The organism is Bacteroides congonensis (genome assembly GCF_900130125.1).
In the GTDB taxonomy this organism is placed as follows: Bacteria; Bacteroidota; Bacteroidia; order Bacteroidales; family Bacteroidaceae; genus Bacteroides; species Bacteroides congonensis.
The window spans coordinates 1-2,139 of record NZ_FQXY01000005.1; the positions used below are offsets into that span (position 1 = coordinate 1).

At 46.8% G+C, this 2,139-nt stretch carries 2 tRNA genes and 1 rRNA gene; all 3 read right to left on the minus strand.

Annotated features, from left to right (window positions below):
* Window positions 1–4: 4 nt before the first annotated feature.
* Window positions 5–78 (minus strand) — tRNA-Ala (locus tag BQ7997_RS00065).
* A gap of 17 nt (window positions 79–95) precedes the next feature.
* Window positions 96–169 (minus strand) — tRNA-Ile (locus tag BQ7997_RS00070).
* Window positions 170–352: 183 nt separating this feature from the next.
* A 16S ribosomal RNA gene (locus tag BQ7997_RS00075) occupies window positions 353–1,882 on the minus strand.
* Between the last annotated feature and the right edge of the window lie 257 nt (window positions 1,883–2,139).

Genomic DNA, 2,139 nt, shown 5'->3' on the forward strand with positions numbered 1-2,139 from the left:
AGAGTGGAGAATAACGGATTCGAACCGTTGACCCTCTGCGTGCAAGGCAGATGCTCTAGCCAGCTGAGCTAATCCCCCGTAAGAGTTATTCGGAGTAGTCCCAGGCAGAGTTGAACTGCCGACCTCTACATTATCAGTGTAGCGCTCTAACCAACTGAGCTATAGGACTAGTTCAACCTTGTCTACCTTTTGTTAGACTCGGCTTCTTTTTTCTCTTGTTTATCTCTATCTATACTTCTATAGATGGTTGATCTATATTTTATAAATAAACAAGTACCAGTAGTACAATAAAAACAGAACCTGGTTAACCGTGAGGTTAACCTGAAAGTCAGTTGTTACGGCATCGCTCCAGAAAGGAGGTGTTCCAGCCGCACCTTCCGGTACGGCTACCTTGTTACGACTTAGCCCCAATTACCAGTTTTACCCTAGGACGCTCCTTGCGGTTACGTACTTCAGGTACCCCCGGCTTTCATGGCTTGACGGGCGGTGTGTACAAGGCCCGGGAACGTATTCACCGCGCCATGGCTGATGCGCGATTACTAGCGAATCCAGCTTCACGAAGTCGGGTTGCAGACTTCGATCCGAACTGAGAGAGGTTTTTGGGATTGGCATCCGGTCGCCCGGTAGCTGCCTTCTGTACCCCCCATTGTAACACGTGTGTAGCCCCGGACGTAAGGGCCGTGCTGATTTGACGTCATCCCCACCTTCCTCACATCTTACGACGGCAGTCTCTCCAGAGTCCTCAGCATAACCTGTTAGTAACTGAAGATAAGGGTTGCGCTCGTTATGGCACTTAAGCCGACACCTCACGGCACGAGCTGACGACAACCATGCAGCACCTTCACATTTGCCTTACGGCTATAATGTTTCCACTATATTCAAATGCAATTTAAGCCCGGGTAAGGTTCCTCGCGTATCATCGAATTAAACCACATGTTCCTCCGCTTGTGCGGGCCCCCGTCAATTCCTTTGAGTTTCACCGTTGCCGGCGTACTCCCCAGGTGGAATACTTAATGCTTTCGCTTGGCCGCTTGCTGTATATCGCAAACAGCGAGTATTCATCGTTTACTGTGTGGACTACCAGGGTATCTAATCCTGTTTGATACCCACACTTTCGAGCCTCAGTGTCAGTCAACAGTCCAGTGAGCTGCCTTCGCAATCGGAGTTCTTCGTGATATCTAAGCATTTCACCGCTACACCACGAATTCCGCCCACCTCTACTGTACTCAAGACTGCCAGTTTCAACTGCAATTTTACGGTTGAGCCGCAAACTTTCACAACTGACTTAACAATCCACCTACGCTCCCTTTAAACCCAATAAATCCGGATAACGCTCGGATCCTCCGTATTACCGCGGCTGCTGGCACGGAGTTAGCCGATCCTTATTCATATGGTACATACAAAATGGTATACATACCAAACTTTATTCCCATATAAAAGAAGTTTACAACCCATAGGGCCGTCATCCTTCACGCTACTTGGCTGGTTCAGGCTCGCGCCCATTGACCAATATTCCTCACTGCTGCCTCCCGTAGGAGTTTGGACCGTGTCTCAGTTCCAATGTGGGGGACCTTCCTCTCAGAACCCCTATCCATCGAAGGTTTGGTGAGCCGTTACCTCACCAACTGCCTAATGGAACGCATCCCCATCGATAACCGAAATTCTTTAATAGTTTCACCATGCGGTGAAAATATGCCATCGGGTATTAATCTTTCTTTCGAAAGGCTATCCCCGAGTTATCGGCAGGTTGGATACGTGTTACTCACCCGTGCGCCGGTCGCCATCTAAAGTTTGCAAGCAAACTTTAATGCTGCCCCTCGACTTGCATGTGTTAAGCCTGTAGCTAGCGTTCATCCTGAGCCAGGATCAAACTCTTCATTGTAAAAGTATTGTTAATCATCCGTTAAGGATGGTTGTTGCTCTGTTCAGGATGCCGTACAAAATTTATTGACTTCTTCCAATTACCTGTATTTCATTTGTATTGCTACCTATGAAACAAGTATTGACGGTTCTATTTTTTAACTTGTACTACTTGTATTGTTTATCAATATTTCAAAGAACTTGTTGCTTTCGTTTTAAAAGCGGGTGCAAAGGTAAGAGGTTTATTTTTAACTGCCAAATATTTTCGGAAGTTTTTTT